Here is a 16859-nt window from a genome sequence, read left to right on the forward strand (position 1 = left end):
CCTCGTCACCCCGGGCCCTGCGCAGCGCCGCACGCGCAGCCTCACGGGAAACGAACCCACCCCGCCGCACCCGACACCGACCACCCACGGCCCGTTCCGACTCCAGCGAGAAGTACCAACTCCCATGCCCACGGCACCGCAACCGCGGACAACCACTCCCCCACCTGCGCGAAGACCCGGCCACCCGACACCCGCACCGCTTGAACACCGACCCCGACCCCAACATCACCACCACCTCCAACCCCAGTCTCACCCCGAGGAGTTGAAGAAGAAAAGTGACGGGAGGCGATCCCGGCACACACCACAGTCTCTAAAAACTCCGGTACGAAACATCTCAATTACTCCTCCCAGTCGGGCCCGCGCCAGAACCAACGTGACCGGTGCTACTTCGGTGACCTTGGTGTGATCTTGCTTCAGCAACGCAGGGAGGGATCTGTTTAGCTCGGAAGCTCCACCAAGAGTCCTTCCGCTGGATAGCTGAGCGGAGCGTCACTGCGGCAACTCGGTCCCGACCAGGAGACCAACTGGGTGTCGGCGAGCACGGTGTAGTCCCCTAGGAGACAGGGGGCGGCGTCGTTGTCTGTCTGGTAAGCGCTGAGCGTGCTAGTGCCGGTGTCGTAAACACCAATCGCTCCAGCCCGAACCGACACGAGGTCGCCCTGGTCCCAAGTGAAGAGCACCGTATCGGCGTGGTTGCCCAGGTCCGCGGATGCTTGGAGGTACTGGGATTCGTCCTCATATTGCAGGGTCCAGGCGGCGTCTCCTTCCTTGAGGGAGTGGACATAGGAGCGATCGCTCCCGCTGCGGGACGAGACCAACCAGAGTTCGTCCTGTTCGGAGACGACGAGAGCGGCCCGATCCCAGGGCCCTTGCTGGATCCCTTGAGACGGTAGGCGCTGATACTCGCCCGACACAGGGTCGGCCGCCTCAAAGACCAGCTCTCCCTCTTCGCTGATACCGACGAAGGCAACCTCCCCCGTCGGCATCAGTGCGCCATCCATCACTGGAAATCCGGTCTCCGTCCAGGACCAGTCGTCGGCGTCGGCATCGTAGTGGTGGACCGCGCGCTCAGACAGCACCACGGCACCGCCATCGAGCGCGAAGCGGTCGACACTGTTGGTGATGTTGGGGGCAGGGGCTGCGGCACGCCAAGTGTCGGATCCGGGAGAATAAAGCATGCTGTCCGACTCAGCACCCGCCGCGTTCCGCCCCTGAGTGACGAGCATCTCCTCGCCGGTCCATACAGCGGTGTGCCCGTAGCGACCGGTGAATCCAGAGGGTGTGGCGATGGTTCGCCACGTGTCGGCCTCGGGATCGTAGGCGGCGCCGTCGGCGAGAGCGTCGCCGGCGCGGCCTCCCCAGACGATGACTTCGTTCCCTGTCCAGACGACGGAATGGCCTTCCCGCCCCCGTAGCGGAGCTTCCTGGATGATCTCCCATGATGCTTGCTGCGGTGACGGTTCGTCGGAGCAGGCAGTGATCAGCAGGAGCGAGGACAGGAGGGCCGAGTATTGCGTTCTCGTTTTCATATCCGCCGGTTTCGGAACGAACCAAGAGAGAGGGCTCCCGTATCCGGAAGCCCTCCGTGGCCAGATTCTATGGGACTACGTGTCTACCATGGAACCCAGCCAAGATCCGTCCACAGCGTGAAGTCTTTGCCGGTCGACCCCTGGGGGCCGCGGTAGTTGACCTCCGCCCACGCGTAGTCGGACAAAGTCGGGACCACCGAGGTGTTATCGGCTTCGAAGAGCATGCCGTAGTCCAAGGTCTTCTGCCGCCTCGCCTCGCCTTCGAAGATCTGACCCATTTTTCCCTGGTTCGGAATGGCGTCGATCCACGTATCCTGGCAGTCGGAGGTGGGGAAAGTGAGTCCTGTTCCGCCAGCACCGATGGTCACAGACGCGCCAGAGGTACACGAGCTCTCAGGGGAGATCGGTGCCCAATCCACCATCCGCTGTACGTGGCCCTCGGTGCCTTCCCAGGGCTGGGTGCGAGCGGAGAAGTCGACTAGCCGAGGGAAGTACTGTCCATTGTCGTCGATGGCATTTGTCCACGTAGCTCTCCTGTAGTAACCCCACAGGTCTGTGCCTGCTTCGGCGAACTTCTCGTAGCATGTGGTCAGATGGTGTTGTTGATTCGTCGAGGGGGCGTCCTCGTCTGCGGGGTAATCCGGTTCGTAGAAGAAGTCGAGACAGAACCTGTGGTCCAGGTACATGTTCTCCGGGACCGCGATGGGGGTGTCGCTGCTGCGGGCAACCTCACTTGTGATGCTCTCGGGGGCTTCCTCAATCAGGACGCCGACACCGCGCTGACCACCGTATTCCCCGAAGTCCGCATGGGCGACGTCCACGGAAGCTGGGATGATCCCATCATCCCATACAACTTCAATCTCCGCTTCAGGCCTTGTGGGGTCGTCGATCACGGCATAATTGAGTTCTTCTGCTTCAACACCGCGAGCAGAGCGATCGGTGTTGTCTAGGGCAAGGGACACCGCCTCGATGTCCTCGGATGGGGAGCTATTGATATTCAGCTCGGAGAAAGGAATTCTCTGAGCAGTGATTTCTGGGTCTTCCGGTTCTTTCTCTTGGGCCATAAGAGGTGCCGAGGAAGCCAGGATTGCCGACGCGGCGATCAATGAAAAGACTGAGGCCATACGGATTTGCAGCATGGGGGAAATTTTGCTCACAAATGCCACTCTCTCTAAGAATCATCTGTCGAACCATGAGAACCCTAACATTTGGCGCAGGAGTGTCAACAGCATGCACATTGACTTTATTTTGGACATACCGACCCTGATCAGTAAATTTACACATTATCGCAGGTGGAGAGTGAGTCATATATTTTTGCATTGGATGGTTTTCTGCAGCTCAGGCGTGCGCTTGTTTCGGTTTGCCCGTATTTCGTCTTTATGGATGATGAGTGAGATGGCCAGGGAGACTTCCAGCTTCATGGCTCTCGAACAAGGAGGAGACAGCCCGTGAACGAGGGGTTGGTGGTGTCATGCCGCCGTAGCAACACCGCAGGTCAAAGGGGTTTCTCATGGGGACACGACGGGTGCTCACCCTGGAAGAGCGCGAGGAGATCACGCTCGTCCGCTCCCGGGGAGGGGCGTGGGCCAGATCGCTCGCCGGCTCAGCCGGGGCCACTCAGTGGTCAGCCGTGAGCTGCGCCGCAACACCTCCAAGCGCGGCTATAGGACCAACACCACCCACAAGCGCGCCCGGGGCCGCCATGCACGCCCCCAACAACGACATGTGGACAACGGCCCCGTCATTCGTGAGCGGGTCCTGGGCGACCCGGGCCGGGGACGCACCCCCGACAGATCGCGGGCCGGTTGAAGCTGGAGGCCGACGATGCCAGCGTGGCACCAATGGAAGGCTCGACCTCAGCAGGCGACGCCCTCATCAGCCACGAAGTGATCTATACCTGGATCTACGCCCTGCCCAAGGGCGAGCTGGCCCGGCTCGGGGTGATGCTGCCTTCCAAGCGAGCCACACGACGTCCCGGGAGGAAGAACGGCCTGTCGGGCGGGCGGATCGTCGGCATGCCATCGATCCGGGAGCGGCCAGCCGAGGTTGATGGGCATCGGGCCCCGGGCCTTGGGAGAGCGACCTCGTCATCGGCAAGGACGGCCAAGACGGCCGCCATCACGCTGGTGGACCGCCAGACCCGCTTCACGGTGCTCCTCTGGCCCTGTTCCAGGGGAAGAGGGCCGACCATGTGGGCGATGTGCTCATCGAGCACGTGTCGGGGTTGCCCGCGCTGGTGCGCAAGTCGCTGACCTGGGGCCAGGGCACGGAGTTGTGACGGCGCGAGGCGTTGACCGTGGCCACGGACCTGCCGGTGTTCTGCACCGATCCACAAAGCCCTTGGCAGCGGCCCACGAACGAGAACACCAAATGGCGTCGTCCAGGGCGGCGAAGTTGAACCACACCACGCGCCGGTCCCGCACAACCTCCACGGCAGCGGGCCGTTCAGGGTCAGGGGTGAGCACGAACAGGTGCCGTCCCGGCCCTTCTTCCAGGTTCTCCAGGTGGCTCTCGAGCTGCTGCGCATCAACCGTGCCGCGGACGGTCATGACCTCGAACAGATAGGTGAAGTCCGCAGAAATCCGTGTGTCGGGGACCGATCCCTTGTTGGCTTTGGGCTGGTTGGTGAAGGTGACCGTCTCCAGGGTGGCCTCGCCCGAGGCCTTGGCCAGGATCTCCTCGACCAGGGACAGACCGATCCGTTCGAAGACCGCCAGCATCGACGAGGTGACCCGGTTCTCACCTTGCCGGTAGGTGGAGAACAACGGTGTGGACGACACTGCACCAGCCTCCAACGAGCATGGGTGGGCCTGACCGTCTCACCAGCAGACCAAGGCGGCTCCGGATATGCAAGGACCTTGCGAGACCCCATCGGATGCCAACCGCCAGCGATGTGTGCTCCGTTTGTGCTCCGCAGTTCTGGACCGGGGCGTCACCGGGCGGCACCCCTTGACACGAAACGACAGCAGTGATCGGATGGATTGGGACGAAACGGCGCCCCGTGGCACGTACGGGCACGAAAGCATCGGACTTCTAATCCGACGGTCGCAGGTTCGAATCCTGCCGGGTGCGCCATAAAAACCCAGGTCAGACGGGGTATGCGAGGATCTCGAAAGAGGTCCTCGTGGCGTTTTCGGGGCTTGTGTGCTCCATACGTGCTCCGCAGTCGGAGCACAGTCGCAGCGGCATCCACGAAAACCCCATCGGACTTGGCCACCTCACAGCCAGGCCATCCCCTGGATTCTCGGCTGGTTCCGCCCCGCCAGACCTCCTGGAACAGCCCTCCCCGCCTCGCGACGGCCCCCAGGAAGGCCTTCTGGCAGCGTTTGGACTACTTTGAGACCCGGTCGATCCCGCTGACGCCCTTCCCTCACCCCAGCACTGGCCCAACTACGAGCGCCTGTTGGAGCCGTCATTCCAGAGCAACCGCGAGAACCCATCGGACCGTAAATCTGACGCAGCGTTTTCCCTGGACGAAGTCGGCATGCGGGACTTTTCACCCGGCTCAGCAAACCTTGTCGGCCACCCGTTCAAGGGCGTGGAACCGCATTTTCACGGCTGATCACCGGTCGACCAACTGTGACTTGAAAGCACACGGAGCCGCTCACGCCCCGCGAAGTCAGCGCTTCGGGACCGTCAACTCCAGCAGAAGCATCCACTGTTCGCCGGGGAACTCCAGGTGGCCCGCCCTCCTATTCTGCGAATCCCGGACGAGAACGGAACCCGCATCCCGCCGCGCTTCCACACAGTGGCCCTGGTTACCGCTGTAGCTCGACGTCCGCCATGTCGTGTCCACGGTTGTTCTCCTCACAGTGATGCGATGAACTGCAAGCTTTCCTCAGGGGAGAGCGCGAGACTCCTCAGATGCCCGTACTGCTGCTGGCAGTTTCCCACGGTCACCTGGTCGGTGATCACCTGACCCGATCCGGGCGTCTCCGCGTACACGAGCGACTCCGTATGGTCCATGTCGAGGATGACCAGTGGGCCGTTCATCGCGCTGTGCGCGCCGCGGCCGAACGGGAGTACCTGGATCTGCACGGCGGGATTCGACGCCCGACGCAGCAACGCCTGGAACTGCCTGTTCATCACCTCCGCTCCCCCGACCTGCCTTCGCAGGGCGCCCTCATCGATCACGAACAGGGTGAGCGGCGTCGGGTCCCGGTCGAGGATCTCCTGACGGCCCAACCTGGCTTCGAGTTCACGTTGAACCGCCGGTGTGGGCAGGGGCGGAAAGCTCGCACCCACCACCGCTCGTGCGTAGTCCTCGGTCTGCAACAGACCCGGGATAGCCTGTGGCTGGAACTCATAGATGACCTGGGCTTTCGCCTCCAGCTCCACGAACTCCTCCAGCCACCGAGGTTGAGCCTTCTTGGCACCGGGCCACAGATTCTGTAGTCGTCCGTGGGCATCCAAAACTTCGTCCGCGAGTTTCGCGAACAGTTTGGAGGGGCGGCGAATCCCTCGCTCCACCGCACCGACCTGCTGTTTTGATGTTCCGGAGAGTTTCCCGAGAGTTGATTGCGACATATCGGCCAACTCTCGCAAGCGCCTTAGTTCCTGACCAAAAAGCGTAGTGGCTGCACGTTCAGCAGGGGTCATCCTGGGAGGCATGACAGCAGGAAACCACAAGAGGCTACGGATAGACAGCTAAAGCACAAATTTGAATTCAGTATCCGACCACTTATGGAGTATCCATCAGCTGGTCAGGCATGGTCATTCCACGAACACCGGATCCGCAGGTCAGGATCCACGTCGCCGTTCGTGGACAGACCTCAGTGGTGAGAGAACCATCCCCTGAGGCTGATCCACCTCAACGCCTCAGAGGTGAGAACATGCCGCACCCGCTCCTGACGGACGGACCTCCTCCCGCATTGCTTCGTCTGGCCCGCAGCATCGCTGCGCAGCACCCCGGATGGTCGGTTCGTGTCAACACCGACGCGATCGCCTCTCGACGGTGGGGCGCCGACACCCAGGTTCCGTTGACCCGACAAGAGATCACCCTCGGGTTCCAGAACAGCCTTCATGCCAGCACCAGCGAACAGCTCCTCGGCGTACTCGCTTGGGAGATCGACTATCGCCACCGGAGGCTCGTGTGATCGCCACCTCCGATGCCCTGCACGCCCGCCACTCCTGGCCTGGCACCCCGAGCGCCGTGGCCCGGGCGCGCGATTGGACCAGGCTCACTCTCAGCGAGTGGGGTGTGCACGCTACCGACGCCGCCTTGTTGGTCGTGTCCGAACTCGCGACCAATGCCTGCTGCCACACGCTCAGCTCCGTCCCGGGCGGACAGTTCACCGTGCGCCTGAGCCTGTACAACGACCACATTCGCGTTACCGTCAAGGACGCGGGACCCAGGACCGGACGCACCCCCACCCGAAGGACCCCGCGCTTGGATTCCGTGCACGGCCGTGGACTCGCGTTGGTCGACTCCCTCTCCCTGCGCTGGGGGCCGCTGAAGGTCGGCACCGGTGTGTTCGCCGAACTGCCCCGATGATCCCGAACAGCCCTGGAACCAGCTGTTCGACGTCGCTTCTCCCCCAGAGGAGCAGCGGTTGGCCACAGACCAGGGTGCCCCCGTCCGAGCACTGACCCAAACCCTTCCCGCTCAGGCCGCCGACACGACGTTTATTCGTAGGCGTGAATACTTCCAGGAATCTTGACCCCTGACCGCTGTATCTCTACCGTAAATCCCTAATTGTGCTGGACGGAAAGGCTATTTCGTGGCACTTCAGAAGCTTTCTGGCGACTGCAACCGTAACGACTGCCCCGGGGTTTTCACGAGCGGCGACGGATCCGTCATCGTTCAGGGCCCGCTGCTGACCGCGACCGAAGGGCTGACCTTCTCTGAGGGCAAGGTCGCTGTGCGCATCCCCGCCCATCTGATCGAGGAGGCGGCCCGTGCGCTTGGAAGGTGAGGCCTGGCAGGAGTTCTTCCATTCCTTCCAACGGGAGGCGTTCCGGCTCGAAACGCTGCCCGGTTACACCGTTCCCGAGGAGGAGGACGAGCTACGCCAGTTCCTGGCCGGGGTGACCCGCCCCGCCCAGGAGCTGCACACCGACACCTACCTGATCAAGGTCCGTGAGCACATCGAGGCGGGCCGCAGAATGCGCCGGGTCCACACCCTCACCAGCCCGCTCAACGACCACCTGAGGTTCCAGTTCGAGTGGGGTTACGCCTTCAGCGTCGCAGCTGGCGAGGAGGTCCACATTCTCGATTTCGCCACCACCCCTGACCCTGGGCTGCCCCAACAGGATTTCTGGCTCTTCGACGACGAGCACGTGGTGCTGATGCACTACGCTGCCGACGGCACCCAGACCGGCCGGGAACTCCTGGAGGACGCGGACCCCGCCCCCTACGTCCGTTACAAGGACCTGGCACTGAAACACGCCGTCCCCTTCACCGAGTACTACAAGGCCGCACCGCTTGACCCTTGAGCCCGAACACGCTGACCGACAGCGCGGCGAACTGGCCGACGCCCTGCGTCGCCTGCGCCGCGCTGCCGGTCTGACCGGTGCCAGCCTGGCCACCCGTACCGGGATGAGTCAGGCCAAGGTCAGCAAGATCGAGAACAACCGCATCCGCCCCTCGGTGGTGGACGTCGAACGCATCCTCACCGCGCTCGGGGTATCCACCGCTGACGCAGATGGTGCCCGCCTGCTGGAGTTGGCCAGGGTCACCAACTCCGACTATCAGGGGTTTCGTACCGCTCTGCAACGGGGTTTGGGTGAGCTCCAGCGGGACCTGTCGGCGATCGAGAGCGCCGCCTCCACGGTGCGCTTCTTCCTTCCGTGCATGATAACCGGACTGCTCCAGACCCCCGAGTACGCGCGTCAGACTCTGACCCATCCGCTGGTGAACCGCGGTGCGGAGTGGCAGTCAGCCCTGGCTCGGCGTTTGGAGCGCCAGCAGATCCTCTACCGGCCCGGTAAACGGTTCGTGTTCGTGCTGACCGAGGCCGCGTTGCGCTGGCCGCTGTGCCCGCCCGCGGTCATGGCCCTGCAGATGGACAGGATCGCTTCCCTCAGCGAACTCGCAGGGGTCCATATCCATATCGTCCCGGCCCATCCTCCGGTGCCCAGCGGCCCGCTCAACGGCTTCACCCTCTACGACGACCGTCTGGTGACCGTGGAGGTGTTCACCGGGGAGCTCGCCCTGCGCGATCCCAAGGACATCTCCTACAGCCGGGAGATCTTCGACTTCTTCCACGGGCATGCCCTTTCAGGTGAAAGAAGCCGTTCTTTCCTCGCTGAACTCGCCCGAGAGTTCCGATTCCGAGCACAAGCGGACATTCCGTAGGGCGAATTTATTCGCACCCGAGAAAGCCCTTCAGCTGGCCCCTCAGTGTCCCTAATGTTTCCCGTGCACCAACCCCTCATGGCAAAGGAGCCCACGTTGCAGGTTGCACAGGAAACCCGGCAGGAGACCTCTTCTTCCCCCTTCGCTTTGGACATCCGTCTGATCGAGAACAGCGACACCACGCCACTGATCAACCTCACCGATGACGGGTGCGGAGCCAGCTGCCCCAGCTCCTGCACCACCAGCACGGCGGACTGACCGGTCTTTGTTGCAGGCGGGCAGGCCCGGTCGCGGCCTGCCCGCCATGGGAGGAAAGCGGGAATCATGGCTGAGATGGCACCGGGCTGGCAGGTGATCGGCCAACCCCACGTGCGTACGAGTGTTCTCCGCGTCGCGAACCCCGGTTCCCCTGACCTGACCGGCACGGATACCGCCGCCTGGTTGCGATGGGTACGCGAAGTCTGGGCCGAACCTGGGGTGGCCGAAGCGATCACACACGCCTCCCCCGCCCTGGCTGAGGGTGTCGCATCGCTGTGTGCACGGGAACCAGCGGACATCCGGATCAAGCGTGCCCGTAAGACCACGGCGGCCCTGCTGCGCTACGTACTCCGCATCCGCCACCGGGCCACACCCTTCGGGCTGTTCGCCGGGGTGGCACCGGCCGAGTTCACCGACTCTGCCTCAGTCGAGTTCGGAACCGATCATCAGCGCGTCGCCCAGGTCGGTGGCGTCTGGATGGCGGAGGTCGTCGGGGAGCTCGTGTCGCTTCCCCGGCTGCGCGAACGTCTGTTGCTGGCAGCGGACAACACCATCGTCGAACGGGACGGCGAGTTGGTGGTGCCGCAGTTCGCCCGCCTGGACACAGGCGATGGTCCCGGTGAGGCACGGATCCAGGCAACCGCACCGGTCCGCCTCGTACTGGAAAAAGCACGGGCTCCGTTCAACGGGGAGGCCTTGGTCCAAGAGCTCCTCGACGCGCACCCGGAAGGGTCCCGGGTTGAGGCTGAGGGCATGCTCGCCCATCTGCTCGGAGTGCGAGCGCTGCACCCTCAGATCTCTGTCCCCCTCACGGCCGAGGATCCGCTCGAGGACCTGCTCTGTGTCCTCTTCGCGCTGCGCGGCCACGCCCTGCCCCAGGTCCGTCCCTGGATCTCCCGCCTCGAACACGTCCACTCCGCGCTCCGGACGCACAATCGGAGCGACGCCGACCCCGCCTTGCTGCGGAAAGCACAGGAGGCCGTTTCCGAACTGTCACCGGCGCAGCCTCTGGGGGTGGACGTGCGTGTTGACGCCCGAATCGTGCTTCCTTCCCCGGTGGCGAGGGAGGCCGAACGGGCCGCTCATGTCCTCTGTGTGCTCTCGAACTACCCGGAAGGCCTGCCGGCCTGGCGCGGTTACCGCCAACGCTTCATCGACCGCTACGGGGACCGGCTCGTACCCCTGGCCGAAGTCATCGGCCCTCGAGGGCTGGGGCTGCCTCCCGCTCACAGCGCTCCCGACCAGACCACAGCTGGCGACCGGGTGGGGCAGCGCGAACGGTGGTTGCTCAGACGAGCCCAGATAGCCGCGTTGGAAGGTGAGCAAGAGGTTCTCGTGGACGAGCTTGTGCAGGAGTTGGCCATCTCACGCGAGCTGTGCCCACCGGAGCACACCGAGTTGAACCTGCGGATCGAATCACCTTCGATCAAGGCGTTGGAGAGCGGCCGCTTCCGCCTGGCGGTTCTGGGTGCCTCACGTGCCATGGCCACCATGGCCGGGCGTTTCGCCTCCCTCACCGGTTCAAGGTCCGATTGGGAAGACCTGCTCTCACAAAGTATGAGCGCTGTGCCGGTTCAGCTCTCCTTTCCACCGGTATGGGCTGCGAGCGCCCATGTCGCCCACGCCCCGCAGTTGGTGGAACACGTCTTGCACGTCGGTGAATACCCCGGGGTCGGGACCGGCTCTCTGGCTGTGGACGACCTTGCGGTCGGCGACGACGGCCGCGAGCTGTTCCTGTGGTCCCACTCCCTGGACGCCCGGGTCGAGCCCTTCGTTCCCCATGCGTTGAACCTGCGCTACGCCCCGCCCCTGGCCCGGTTCTTGGCAGAGCTTCCCCGGGCCGACCGGAGCGTGCTCACCGGTTTCGACTGGGGCGCCGCCTCCGTACTGCCGTTCCTGCCCCGCCTGCGCTCCGGCAACATCATCCTCGCCGACGCCCGCTGGCGTATCACTGCCGCTGAACTGCCCCCTGCCAGTGCTAACTGGCCCCGCTGGCAGCAGGCCTGGAGCACTTGGACGCGACGGCGTCGCCTTCCCGAGACGGTCGATCTGGGCTCGGGGGATCAAAGGCTCCGCCTGGACCTGAACGAGCCAGGGCATCTGTTCTTACTCCGCACCCACCTGAACAAGGAAGGCAGCGCCGTGCTCACCGAATCCCCCTCCCCCACCGCCTCGGGGTGGTGCCGCGGCCGGCCGGTCGAAGTGGTCCTGCAACTGCGCCGAGGAAAGTCAGTATGAGAGCGACTTCCACTATGAACAGGGCGAGCGCCGTATCCGCCTATGTCGCCGACCTGCTCGCCACCCCCGAACACGGACGTGCTTGGGCTGGAGAGCGTTGGTGGCCCCAGTCCCTGGCTCAAGGCGCAGCCGGGGTGGCGCTATTGCACATCGAGCGCGCCCGCACCGGAGACAGTTCGTGGGGCAGGGCCCAGGCGTGGTTGGAGTGCGCCGTGACCCAAGGGGTGGACGCCTCCCTCGCATCGCACCTGTTCTACGGGGCGCCCGCACTCGCCTACGTCTTGGACCGGGCGCAGAGCGTCCGTCCGGAGTTCGGGCCCCAACTCGCCCGACTCGATGCAGCCGTGGACCGGATCGTCGCCGAGCGTCTGGGACGCGCACGGGCACGCCTCGCGGCTGGGGAGCGTCCGGTGTTGGCGGAGTTCGACACCATCCGGGGCCTGTCCGGGCTCGGTTCCCTGCTCCTGGCCCGCGACGAACACCACTCGCTCCTGCCAGGGGTGGTCTCCTACCTGGTGGCCCTGACCGAACCACTCACGGTGGACGGCGCGGACGCACCCGGTTGGTGGGCCCGCGTCGGCCCCGATGGAAAGAAGGATCCCCGCTTCCCGGCGGGGCACGCCAACACCGGCATGGCGCACGGCATATGCGGTCCACTTGCGCTACTCGCACTGGCGCTGCAACGCGGTATCGCGGTCCAGGGATGTGCCGAGACGATGGGACGCATTCTGGACTGGCTCGACGCCTGGCAGCAGAGCGATGCGGGCCAGGCGTGGTGGCCTTACTGGATCACCGAAGCCCAGTACTCCGGAGCAGAGAAAATCGTCGGACCTCAGCGGCCGTCCTGGTGCTACGGAGCGGCCGGAGTCGCCCACGCCCAACTACTCGCCGCCCAAGCGTTGGGGGACTCGGCCCGAGCAGAGCGGCTCCGAGCCGTGCTCAGCCGAGTGTTCACCGCTGCCCCCGCTTCGCCTGTGGTCAACGATGCCTCGCTATGCCATGGATACGCGGGCTTGGCCCTGCTGGCTCACACCACCGGCACAGCACGCGCGGACGACCTGCTGGAGCCGATCTTGGGCAGTGGCGACGCGCACACGGTAGCGACAGAGCTGATCTCCACCGGCGGTATCGGCCTTTTGGAAGGCGCGGCCGGAACCGCGCTGGCCTTGCACACCCTGACCGGTCCTGCCCCTGAGTCCGGGTGGGCGGGGTTTTTGCTGTGTGACCCCACGGGAGGTGCCCGTGGTTGAGCAGCAGGCGCAGGTGTTGATCACCTGGTCGGAGTGGGAGAGCGCTGAAGCGGCAGCGATCCGCTTGTACCGGGCATTGGAGGGCTCTGCAGCGCTGCGTCAGTGGTGGTTCATCCGCAAGCGCCCGCACTGGCGGCTGCGCTACAGCGGAGGCCGGGCCGCCAGGGGTGTCCTCGTTTCCGAGCTCGACAGGTTGCGGGGGCGAGGGGTCGTCTCCGGGTGGGTGCACAGCGTCTACGAACCGGAGGTTCATGCGTTCGGTGGCCGGGCGAGTATGGATGTGGCTCACCACCTGTTCCAGACCGATAGCCGCCACACCCTGGCCTATCTGGACCGCGTCTACGCGGTCCCTGAACGGGAGTTGGGGCGGCGCGAGCTTTCCCTGTTACTGGGGTCCGCTCTGCTGCGTGGGGCGGGCTTGGACTGGTTCGAACAGGGGGACGTGTGGGCACGTGTGGCCGATCTGCGCCCCTCCATCGAGCTCTTCACCTCCGATGACCGGCTACGCGCCCAGGTGCACACCCTCATGCGCACCGCTCTCGAAGGTTTCGACACCACAGAACCGCTGGGAGCGCTCGCCCCGTGGGCGGACGCCTTCACCACGACCGGCCGGGCGCTGGCTGACCTGTCCAACCGCGGTCTGTTAACCCGAGGGCTCCGAGCCGTGCTCGCCCACCACCTGATCTTCGCCTTCAACCGGTGGGGCCTGCCCTACCGCGACCAGCACATCCTGACCACAACCGCGAAAGAAGTCGTCATGACCGACACCACCCACACCACCACTTCACCGGCCAACGCCGACCGGCTCCGAGAAGAACTCATCGACCAACTCCGCCAGAGCGGCCAGATCCGAACCGAGGCGGTAGCCGACGCGTTCCGATCGGTCCCCCGGCACTCCTTCGTCCCCAACGCCAGCTTGGAAGAGGCCTACACCAACGCCCCTGTGCACATCAAGCACGACGAGAACGGCGCCTCGATCAGCTGCGGATCCCAGCCCGGCGTGGTCGCGATGATGCTCGAACAGGCCGTCCTGGAACCCGGTATGCGTGTCCTTGAACTCGGAGCCGGCACCGGGTTCAACGCCGCCCTCCTGGGCCACCTGGTCGGACCGGCCGGATCGGTGGCCACCATCGACGTCGACACCGACCTGGTCGACGGCGCCCAGGCTCGGTTGAAGGAGAACGGCAGCACCAACGTGCAGGTCCTCCTGGGAGACGGCGCGCTCGGCCATCCTACGGACAAGCCCTTCGACCGCATCATCGCCACGGTCGGCTCACACGACGTCCCCCGCGCCTGGGTGGACCAGCTCGCCCCAGGCGGAAGGCTCATCATCCCGGTGCGCATCGCCGGGGACGTCTCCCGCTCCATCGTCTTCGAAGCCGACGGCGACCACTGGTCGAGTACCGACAGTCGGCTGTGCACGTTCATGCCGCTGCGCGGCGGTGGGATCGGCGACGACCCCCGCACCATCCTGGCCCTGGACACCGACGCCACCGTGCTGCTCCAGACCAACCAGGATCAGGCCATCGAACGCGCCCAGGTCCACGATGTCCTGGCCGAGCCGTCCCGAACCGTGTGGTCGGGGGTGACGTTCGACAAGGCCCAGCCCCTGGACCCGATGTGGTTGTGGCTGGCCACCCACCTGCCCAACCGTCTCTCGCGCATGCCCGTCACTCGACCTGCCGTGGACAGCGGCCTGGTCTCACCAGGTCTGCCCTGGGGTGACATGGCCGGGGTGCCCGTGGTCGAGCGCGGCCTGGCCTACCTCACCCTGCGCCCTGTGGAGAACCAGCCGGGCCGTCACGAGCTCGGCGTCATCGGGCACGCCCAGGCCGGACACGTGCTCGCGGAGCAGATGGCCGAGCAGGTCGCTGATTGGGAAGCGCACCGGGACGAGCCGTTGCACTTCACTCTCTTCTACGGCCCGGTTCCCGCTGAGGAGACCGAGACGCGGCGCATCATGGCGCGAGACCGTTCCTCACTGGTGGTCACCTGGGGCGGCCCCGCATGAACCTCGAGCGGTGGTTCCCTCTCGTCCCACGGCCCCGCCCACCCGGTCATCGGCTCGCCGACCGGGTCGACATGATCACCCAGGACGCCGTTCTGGCCCACGAGGGGACCGGGCAAGAGGCTCTGGACGCGGCCTCGCGTGTCTACAACGGGGCCGCTCTGATCGCCTCCGACACCGGACAGCAGGAGTTGGCCCGCACCTGGTGCTGGGAACACGCCGAGCACTACCATTTTTAACAGAAGCGCATTGCCCCATTCCTCGGGCAATTACCAGCTGGAGCGGAAATGAACCTTCCAAAGAGTACCTGAGCGGCTCTAGCCCAATATATCTATCGATCGACATGGATGTTCTCTCGCCGGAGTTTTTCCCCGCAACAGGCCATCCTGAATGGGCTGGATTTAGCCCAACGACACTCCTCGCGGCACTTCGGGAAGTTACTGCAACCAATCGCGTTGTAGCTGTAGATATTGTAGAAGCGTCGTACAGCGACCAATGGAATTCCTCCACAGCGCGAGCAATGGGTTCGACCCTTCTCGCAATCCTGCGCATGCTCCACGATAATTACTCACCATCTCACTAACCCGAGGCACTTTTATGTTGACTAAAGAACAGCTCGAGACCATCGCCGAAGTTGACTCACCGGAATGGAATCGCAGCCGTGGTACAAATATCGGAGAAAAGCAACCTAGTGTCTTTCGCGTCGGATCAAAGATCCTAATCCTAAAGCGCCTACCTTTTACATCCCCTCGCGGGCATGAGATTGCATACTTCCCAGCTCTGGCCAAAACTCGCGAACTGTCTGCTAGCGAATCTCAATGGCTTGATGACATGAGCGGCGAGGAGGAGTTTCCGGAATCCCTTCAGTCCGCCACCATTCCAGATTCGGGCTGGCAATTTCCTTCGATTCCTGAAAACCCTCGTCTTGATAACGTCCGAACACGCACACTCGTACTTAATCCAACAGAGCAATGTAACATTAGGTGTACATACTGCTATTACGGCGGAGCGTACAACGAGACTCGAACACACCGAACGCTCGCCCCCTCTGATGAGGCACTCAAACTCGCGATAAATGGGTTCATTACGAATGAGCAGCGCCTCATCGATGAACAGCGAGCTATCTATTTTTTCGGTGGCGAGCCCATCCTTGGCTTCAAGAAGATGCAGACTGTGATCCGGCTAGTTGAAGAGCGCAAGAAACAACTCGGCCTTGATCTTCCTAACTTGATTTATCAAGTTAACACTAATGCGCTTCTGATCAACGAATCAATCATGTCCTTTTTGGTAAAGAATGATATTTACATCAATGTCTCCATAGATGGGCCGAATCACGACATATACCGTCTTGATCGGCGTGGGCGAGGGACTCACGACCGTGTGCGCGCAAAGGTCGACTGGATGGAACAGAACTGGCCGGAGTTCTTCGCGAAGCGAGTGGCAATTATCGGAGTCCTATCCTCTCCCCTTAATGCTGCAGCCATGTACCGCTACTTCGCATCATGGGAAACTGCGCACCGCGCCCTTGCGTGGGACTTTGACCTGGTACTCCCCGGCGGGGATGCCTCATACACCGAGTTTGAGTCCGTGTCGAATGAGCAACAGAAGATCTGGGACCTATTTGTCGATTCTCATAGGTTCAAGCACTCCGAAAGAGAGCACTCTCTTCGGTACCACTTTTCTTTCAGCCACGGATTTCTACATCGATCGTTCCACCAGGCACTTCACCACCAAGGCAGTACTGCACCTAACCAGGTGGAAACCTTGCTCGGTGTACAGCTCATTCCCGGCTCTGCCCTCGTGCTTCTCGGTGCGGATGAAAAGTACTATAATTCATACGAACATCAATCCGAAGCTTTCATCACGGGAACTGCCCAGGACGGCATCGACTACAATGTAGGAGTCAATCAAATACGCGAGTTCTCCGAGGGAATAGAATCCTCATCCTGCAAAACTTGCTGGGCATCTCGAATGTGCACGGTTGCACTGGCTGAAGCTCCATTCACTAGTTCGGATGTGGTTGAAAAGACGAAGGAGAAGGCCAGTGCAAAGCTCGCGAGGTGCAGAATCGAGCGGTCGACACTCACACAAGCACTCGTGGCAGTAGAGACTATTAAACAGCGATACGGTAGCGATCGCATTGAGGAACATGTAAGCGAGTGGAATCGACAAAAGAAAGAGGGTCCTTCGCGAAATGCATTCTACAAAGCTTCGGAAAGTTAACGAGCCATCACTAGTTGAAAACATATCAGTGGCATCACATTTGAGTCAACCGTCGG

General features: G+C 63.2%; 18 protein-coding genes and 1 tRNA gene. 14 read left to right on the top strand and 5 right to left on the bottom strand.

All coding sequences use genetic code 11. The features are described 5' to 3' along the window. Positions 1-437: 437 nt before the first annotated feature. Positions 438-1529, bottom strand: coding sequence for a hypothetical protein (locus ABZ717_RS15100; RefSeq protein WP_358509975.1), 1092 nt, complete (start codon positions 1527-1529; stop codon positions 438-440). Positions 1530-1612: 83 nt separating this feature from the next. After that, entirely contained in the window at positions 1613-2668 is a 1056-nt protein-coding gene (locus ABZ717_RS15105) for a hypothetical protein (RefSeq protein ID WP_358509977.1), read from the bottom strand. 442 nt (positions 2669-3110) lie between these two features. Here ABZ717_RS15105 and ABZ717_RS15110 point away from each other — a divergent pair, with 442 nt between their 5' ends. Then, a complete protein-coding gene (locus tag ABZ717_RS15110) occupies positions 3111-3338 on the top strand; it encodes a hypothetical protein (RefSeq protein WP_358509980.1) in 228 nt (75 codons plus the stop codon). A gap of 395 nt (positions 3339-3733) precedes the next feature. On the opposite strand, the gene ABZ717_RS15115 is transcribed toward ABZ717_RS15110, so the two are convergent. Continuing rightward, on the bottom strand, positions 3734-4309 hold the full coding sequence (locus ABZ717_RS15115) for a hypothetical protein (RefSeq protein WP_358509984.1): 576 nt from the start codon (positions 4307-4309) through the stop codon (positions 3734-3736). A gap of 214 nt (positions 4310-4523) precedes the next feature. Between ABZ717_RS15115 and ABZ717_RS15120 the strand changes: the two genes are divergently transcribed. Next, a tRNA-Arg gene (locus tag ABZ717_RS15120) sits at positions 4524-4604 on the top strand. 544 nt (positions 4605-5148) lie between these two features. On the opposite strand, the gene ABZ717_RS15125 is transcribed toward ABZ717_RS15120, so the two are convergent. Both ABZ717_RS15125 and ABZ717_RS15130 read right to left on the bottom strand, forming a co-directional pair. Further along, positions 5149-5325 carry a DUF397 domain-containing protein gene (locus tag ABZ717_RS15125; protein ID WP_358509987.1) on the bottom strand — a complete coding sequence of 59 codons (177 nt, stop codon included), beginning with the start codon at positions 5323-5325 and terminating at the stop codon, positions 5149-5151. An 11-nt stretch (positions 5326-5336) separates the two neighbouring features. Next, positions 5337-6140, bottom strand: a complete 804-nt coding sequence (locus ABZ717_RS15130) for a helix-turn-helix transcriptional regulator (protein WP_358509990.1) — start codon at positions 6138-6140, stop codon at positions 5337-5339. A gap of 221 nt (positions 6141-6361) precedes the next feature. Between ABZ717_RS15130 and ABZ717_RS15135 the strand changes: the two genes are divergently transcribed. The 12 genes from ABZ717_RS15135 (at position 6362) to ABZ717_RS15190 (ending at position 16803) form a co-directional block, all read left to right on the top strand. Continuing rightward, on the top strand, positions 6362-6625 hold the full coding sequence (locus ABZ717_RS15135; RefSeq protein ID WP_358509993.1) for a hypothetical protein: 264 nt from the start codon (positions 6362-6364) through the stop codon (positions 6623-6625). Further along, the gene (locus ABZ717_RS15140; RefSeq protein ID WP_358509996.1) at positions 6622-7023 is read left to right on the top strand and encodes an ATP-binding protein; all 402 of its coding nucleotides are present in this window, start codon (positions 6622-6624) and stop codon (positions 7021-7023) included. The genes ABZ717_RS15135 and ABZ717_RS15140 overlap by 4 nt, the downstream gene beginning before the upstream one ends. A gap of 226 nt (positions 7024-7249) precedes the next feature. Beyond that, the gene (locus tag ABZ717_RS15145) at positions 7250-7444 is read left to right on the top strand and encodes a hypothetical protein (protein WP_358509999.1); all 195 of its coding nucleotides are present in this window, start codon (positions 7250-7252) and stop codon (positions 7442-7444) included. Continuing rightward, positions 7428-7964, top strand: coding sequence for a DUF6879 family protein (locus ABZ717_RS15150; RefSeq protein WP_358510002.1), 537 nt, complete (start codon positions 7428-7430; stop codon positions 7962-7964). Before ABZ717_RS15145 ends, ABZ717_RS15150 begins: the two co-directional genes overlap by 17 nt. Continuing rightward, positions 7954-8826, top strand: a complete 873-nt coding sequence (locus tag ABZ717_RS15155; protein ID WP_358510005.1) for a helix-turn-helix transcriptional regulator — start codon at positions 7954-7956, stop codon at positions 8824-8826. Before ABZ717_RS15150 ends, ABZ717_RS15155 begins: the two co-directional genes overlap by 11 nt. 96 nt (positions 8827-8922) lie before the next feature. Further along, positions 8923-9084: an FxLD family lanthipeptide gene (locus ABZ717_RS15160; RefSeq protein WP_358510008.1), complete on the top strand. Its 162-nt coding sequence runs from the start codon at positions 8923-8925 to the stop codon at positions 9082-9084. A gap of 66 nt (positions 9085-9150) precedes the next feature. Then, positions 9151-11322, top strand: a complete 2172-nt coding sequence (locus tag ABZ717_RS15165) for a lantibiotic dehydratase family protein (protein WP_358510011.1) — start codon at positions 9151-9153, stop codon at positions 11320-11322. A gap of 14 nt (positions 11323-11336) precedes the next feature. After that, on the top strand, positions 11337-12572 hold the full coding sequence (locus ABZ717_RS15170) for a lanthionine synthetase C family protein (RefSeq protein WP_358510014.1): 1236 nt from the start codon (positions 11337-11339) through the stop codon (positions 12570-12572). Then, positions 12565-14583, top strand: a complete 2019-nt coding sequence (fxlM, locus tag ABZ717_RS15175; protein ID WP_358510017.1) for a methyltransferase, FxLD system — start codon at positions 12565-12567, stop codon at positions 14581-14583. The genes ABZ717_RS15170 and fxlM overlap by 8 nt, the downstream gene beginning before the upstream one ends. A 71-nt stretch (positions 14584-14654) precedes the next feature. Then, positions 14655-14819 carry a hypothetical protein gene (locus ABZ717_RS15180; protein ID WP_358510020.1) on the top strand — a complete coding sequence of 55 codons (165 nt, stop codon included), beginning with the start codon at positions 14655-14657 and terminating at the stop codon, positions 14817-14819. After that, positions 14786-15163, top strand: coding sequence for an arginase family protein (locus tag ABZ717_RS15185; RefSeq protein ID WP_358510023.1), 378 nt, complete (start codon positions 14786-14788; stop codon positions 15161-15163). The genes ABZ717_RS15180 and ABZ717_RS15185 overlap by 34 nt, the downstream gene beginning before the upstream one ends. Before the next feature lie 14 nt (positions 15164-15177). Next, a complete protein-coding gene (locus tag ABZ717_RS15190) occupies positions 15178-16803 on the top strand; it encodes a radical SAM protein (protein WP_358510026.1) in 1626 nt (541 codons plus the stop codon). The last annotated feature ends 56 nt before the right edge of the window (positions 16804-16859 follow it).

The organism is Nocardiopsis sp. NPDC006832 (assembly GCF_040635885.1).
Lineage (GTDB): Bacteria > Actinomycetota > Actinomycetes > Streptosporangiales > Streptosporangiaceae > Nocardiopsis.

Excerpts from the sequence above, each read along its gene's own strand:
- ABZ717_RS15100 (WP_358509975.1), bottom strand. The coding sequence starts at position 1,529 with ATGAAAACGAGAACGCAATACTCGGCCCTCCTGTCCTCGCTCCTGCTG.
- ABZ717_RS15105 (WP_358509977.1), bottom strand. The coding sequence starts at position 2,668 with ATGCTGCAAATCCGTATGGCCTCAGTCTTTTCATTGATCGCCGCGTCG.
- ABZ717_RS15130 (WP_358509990.1), bottom strand. The coding sequence starts at position 6,140 with ATGCCTCCCAGGATGACCCCTGCTGAACGTGCAGCCACTACGCTTTTT.
- ABZ717_RS15135 (WP_358509993.1), top strand. The coding sequence starts at position 6,362 with ATGCCGCACCCGCTCCTGACGGACGGACCTCCTCCCGCATTGCTTCGT.
- ABZ717_RS15165 (WP_358510011.1), top strand. The coding sequence starts at position 9,151 with ATGGCTGAGATGGCACCGGGCTGGCAGGTGATCGGCCAACCCCACGTG.
- ABZ717_RS15170 (WP_358510014.1), top strand. The coding sequence starts at position 11,337 with ATGAACAGGGCGAGCGCCGTATCCGCCTATGTCGCCGACCTGCTCGCC.
- ABZ717_RS15180 (WP_358510020.1), top strand. The coding sequence starts at position 14,655 with ATGATCACCCAGGACGCCGTTCTGGCCCACGAGGGGACCGGGCAAGAG.
- ABZ717_RS15190 (WP_358510026.1), top strand. The coding sequence starts at position 15,178 with ATGTTGACTAAAGAACAGCTCGAGACCATCGCCGAAGTTGACTCACCG.